Source organism: Novosphingobium sp. SG751A, assembly GCF_013149295.1.
Lineage (GTDB): Bacteria > Pseudomonadota > Alphaproteobacteria > Sphingomonadales > Sphingomonadaceae > Novosphingobium.
Genome location: NZ_JABGCB010000061.1, coordinates 1 through 1,853, shown reverse-complemented (window position 1 = coordinate 1,853; position 1,853 = coordinate 1). Strand labels below are relative to the sequence as shown.

The window sequence follows — 1,853 nt, the reverse complement described above, 5'->3', positions numbered from 1 at the left end:
CTTCCATCTTATCGGGGGGCAACCACCTGGCGGCAATCTCGTTCGACGAACTGGCCTGTCTCGCCAGCGCTCCCGCGATTACCCTATGTTCGTACTCGTCGGCGGGCTTCACCATGGGGCGCGTTCGCTATACACACCCTGCATGCCTGAGACTGATTTGCTTCCCTTCGAACGTGCTGCCCGCGCGATGTATGCCACAGTTAAGCCGGATTGGGATTGGAGCGACCCCGACGCTGAGCCGACGCGCCGCATGTATCGCGACAATGCCCGTGCGGCATTTTTGGCGGTCATGGAGCCGAGCGCAGCCATGCTGCAGAAAGGAGAGAACCGGGCCGATTGTCGGAGCGTTTGGCAGGCCATGCTTGCAGCCATGCTCCAAGGCGATTGATGGCAGCATCGCTCGGCTGGAAATGCCAAGCGAAGCCCTCTACCTCTTTCAGCGATGTTCACTCTGCATTGCACGCAAAAGCTGCGTGATCGGATCAAAGCTGATCTTGCGCCGCCTGAGCCCAGCGACACACTGCTGGGCAATTGGTATGCGACGGTCCTTTTCTGGAAGCCGCAGGTGGCCTTGCTGGTGTCCGAAAACACGCTGCTGCCGGTACTGATGCCGCTGGCTCCGGCAGCGACGCTGGCGCGGCGTTTCCCCACGCAACTGGCGCTGGTTTTGAAGGCGCATGGAGTAGGCACCGATGCCATCGCGCAGGAAATCTGGCGCATGGCCGAGGTGGCTTATGCCAAGACCGCGAACCGCAGCGTGGTGGGGATGCTCAACGAATTCAGCTTTTTGGCCGATTGTTGGAGGCCACGGTTCGGCGAGGATCTGGTGGTCTTGTCCCAAAGGCTGGCGGAAACGCCTTGTGGGCCGCTCCGCAAGGGGCCGATATCCCCCGATAGGGCTCTGTGGGAGGTGATGAATGCCGGGGCATAAGGACTGGACGGCTCAGGCTAGCCTTGCTCTGAACCACTCCCCAACTTCGACTTCGGTCAGTGTCCCGCTGGCCAGCGCCAACACCATGTGAATGGCTTCCTCCGGCGCGAAGCTAATTCGCACATTGTTCAGCGTCAGGAACAAACGCGCCAGCACCCATGCGGTCCGCTTATTGCCGTCGACGAAGGGGTGATTGCGCGCTGCACCATAAGCATAGGCCGCCGCCAAGGCGCAAAGATCAGCCTCGCCATAGGCCCACTGGTTGCGTGGACGACCCAAAGCCGATTCCAGGGCAGATGCATCGCGCACGCCGATTGGCCCGCCATGCTCGGCCAGTTGGCGGTCGTGGACAGCAAGCGCAAGTTCGGCATCGATCCAGGCCGGTTCGGCAGTCTGCGCCATGTTACTTGGCTAGCACGCGCAGGATGTCCCTGTCCTCGCGCATGATCTGCTCGGCCAGCGCCATCTTGGCCTCGAAGGAAGGATCAGCCGCCGTGATCCGGATGCCATCTGGCGTTTCGGACACATACAGCGTGTCACCCACCCCAGCGCGCAGCTTGGCGAGCAATTCCTTTGGCAACACGACACCGGCAGAGTTGCCGATCTTGGTGATCTTGAGGTTGGCGTTCATACGATGGTTATAACATAGAGCGCGGAATTCTCAAGAGGCGTATCCTACCAACCGGCCATCACGGCCGCAGGAGAGCCGCAACGGGACATTCCGATCTTGACCCCGCCGTGCATGAACGGCGGCCCCAGAAAGCCTTTGGGTCACGCTGGGCAGAATGTGGGGTCGAAACGCCCACTAAGACCGCGCGAAACGAAGTTCAGATGGAGTAACGGTCGGGTTTCAGTTGCACAGTTCAGTTACTGGGTTGGCGACCTCCCGATATGATGGTTGTGCGGCGTCAGCGGTAGGGCT

4 protein-coding genes are annotated in these 1,853 nt (G+C 60.7%); 2 read left to right on the top strand and 2 right to left on the bottom strand.

Annotated features, from left to right (window positions below):
* The first annotated feature begins 142 nt into the window (after window positions 1-142).
* Complete coding sequence (locus tag FHW96_RS25845) at window positions 143-388, top strand: hypothetical protein (RefSeq protein WP_172343437.1); 246 nt, start codon at window positions 143-145, stop codon at window positions 386-388.
* Between the two features lie 54 nt (window positions 389-442).
* The gene (locus FHW96_RS25840; protein WP_172343436.1) at window positions 443-931 is read left to right on the top strand and encodes a hypothetical protein; all 489 of its coding nucleotides are present in this window, start codon (window positions 443-445) and stop codon (window positions 929-931) included.
* A gap of 12 nt (window positions 932-943) precedes the next feature.
* On the opposite strand, the gene FHW96_RS25835 is transcribed toward FHW96_RS25840, so the two are convergent.
* A complete protein-coding gene (locus tag FHW96_RS25835) occupies window positions 944-1,333 on the bottom strand; it encodes a type II toxin-antitoxin system death-on-curing family toxin (RefSeq protein WP_172343435.1) in 390 nt (129 codons plus the stop codon).
* A gap of 1 nt (window position 1,334) precedes the next feature.
* Complete coding sequence (locus tag FHW96_RS25830) at window positions 1,335-1,562, bottom strand: AbrB/MazE/SpoVT family DNA-binding domain-containing protein (protein WP_172343434.1); 228 nt, start codon at window positions 1,560-1,562, stop codon at window positions 1,335-1,337.
* Between the last annotated feature and the right edge of the window lie 291 nt (window positions 1,563-1,853).

What these genes read in the sequence shown, in the direction of transcription:
- FHW96_RS25845 (WP_172343437.1), top strand. Translation starts at nt 143, where the DNA reads ATGCCTGAGACTGATTTGCTTCCCTTCGAACGTGCTGCCCGCGCGATG.
- FHW96_RS25840 (WP_172343436.1), top strand. Translation starts at nt 443, where the DNA reads ATGTTCACTCTGCATTGCACGCAAAAGCTGCGTGATCGGATCAAAGCT.
- FHW96_RS25835 (WP_172343435.1), bottom strand. Translation starts at nt 1,333, where the DNA reads ATGGCGCAGACTGCCGAACCGGCCTGGATCGATGCCGAACTTGCGCTT.
- FHW96_RS25830 (WP_172343434.1), bottom strand. Translation starts at nt 1,562, where the DNA reads ATGAACGCCAACCTCAAGATCACCAAGATCGGCAACTCTGCCGGTGTC.